The organism is Blautia sp. HCP3S3_H10_2 (assembly GCF_052122375.1).
GTDB lineage: Bacteria > Bacillota > Clostridia > Lachnospirales > Lachnospiraceae > Blautia_A.
The window spans coordinates 1-1,363 of the sequence record NZ_JBQKCL010000045.1; the positions used below are offsets into that span (position 1 = coordinate 1).

Annotated in this window: 2 protein-coding genes; both read left to right on the forward strand. The window is 43.6% G+C overall.

Translation table 11 applies throughout. The features are described 5' to 3' along the window. Positions 1-77: 77 nt before the first annotated feature. Entirely contained in the window at positions 78-410 is a 333-nt protein-coding gene (locus ACTQWB_RS18645; protein ID WP_073113382.1) for a transposase, read from the forward strand. After that, positions 407-1,315, forward strand: coding sequence for an IS3 family transposase (locus ACTQWB_RS18650; protein WP_441502916.1), 909 nt, complete (start codon positions 407-409; stop codon positions 1,313-1,315). Before ACTQWB_RS18645 ends, ACTQWB_RS18650 begins: the two co-directional genes overlap by 4 nt. Positions 1,316-1,363: the final 48 nt, after the last annotated feature.

The window sequence follows — 1,363 nt, forward strand, 5'->3', positions numbered from 1 at the left end:
TGGTGTGGTATAAAAAAGTTGACATCTTATTCTCAAGGATTTCATGATAGAATCAAGAGAATAAGGAGGTACTCAAAATGGCACGTAAATATGACCATGAATACAAAGTACAGGCAGTTAAGTTAGCAAAAGAAATAGGTGGTGCTAAAGCTGCTAAAGAATTAGGTATCCCGGAGGGAACTATCCATACATGGCTGAAAGCAGTTAGAGCAGGCACATTGGATATTGGCGATGGTGCACATACTCCAGAAAGTGCGATGAGTCTTGCTGAGGAGCTTGCGATGCTCCGCAAACGCGTTAAGGATCAAGATAAAGAAATCCGGCGTCTGAAAGAGGAAAATGAATTTCTCGAGGAAGCAAGTGCTTTTTTCGCAGCCAGCCGTCGGAAGTCAGCAAGAACCAAAGAATGAAGTTCATTGCCATAAAAACGGAAGACGGCGTGATTAAGGGGAAACTCTCATTCTACTGCCGGATGCTCGGTGTCAGCCGCCAGGGTTTTTACAAATATCTTGCTATTAAAGATCGTCCCTGGAAATATCAGGATCTCGCTGATGCTATGAGAGCGATTAATTCTGAGGATGAATGCAATGATACCTATGGGCGTATTCGCATGTATCAGGCACTTCTCCTTAAGAATCTGGAAGGACTCAAAATCCCCAGTGAGCGAACTGTCTACAGGGTTATGGATGAAATAGGCCTTAGCCATCGGCCAAAGCGTAAGTCAAATGGTATTACCAGAGCTGATCGGGAAGCGCGTAAATCGGATGATCTTCTGAAGCGAGATTTCAAATCCAATAAGCCACTTGAAAAATGTGTAACTGACATCACAGAGATCAAGGCTAAAGATGGAAAACTGTATGTTTCAGCTATCTTTGACTGCTTTGATTCCAGTGTCCTTGGTCTGGCGATGGAAACCAACATGAAAGCAACTTTGTGTGAGCATACCCTGGATAATGCCTATCTTGCATATCCTAATCTGCGAGGCGCCATTTTACACTCTGACAGAGGAACACAATATACCAGTGAAACCTATCGTAAGGCTCTGGCAAAATACGGTATTATTCAAAGCATGAACAGTGCTGGTGGCAGGTGCCATGATAATGCCCGATGTGAAAGCATGTGGGCCAGAATGAAAAGCGAGCTTCTCTATGACCGCTACAATACGGAAACTATGACCACAGAGGAACTGAAGGTTCTCATTTGGAGATATTTCATCAGTTACTGGAATAACAGGAGGATCTGCTCTGCTAACGGTGGGCTTCCTCCGATCATCAAGCGCCAGAGATACTATCAATCTTTGGACCTGGCTGCATAGTCAGTGATATCTTTGAGATAAATGTGTCAACCAATATTGACAATATCA

Excerpts from the sequence above, each read along its gene's own strand:
- ACTQWB_RS18645 (WP_073113382.1), top strand. The coding sequence starts at position 78 with ATGGCACGTAAATATGACCATGAATACAAAGTACAGGCAGTTAAGTTA.
- ACTQWB_RS18650 (WP_441502916.1), top strand. The coding sequence starts at position 407 with ATGAAGTTCATTGCCATAAAAACGGAAGACGGCGTGATTAAGGGGAAA.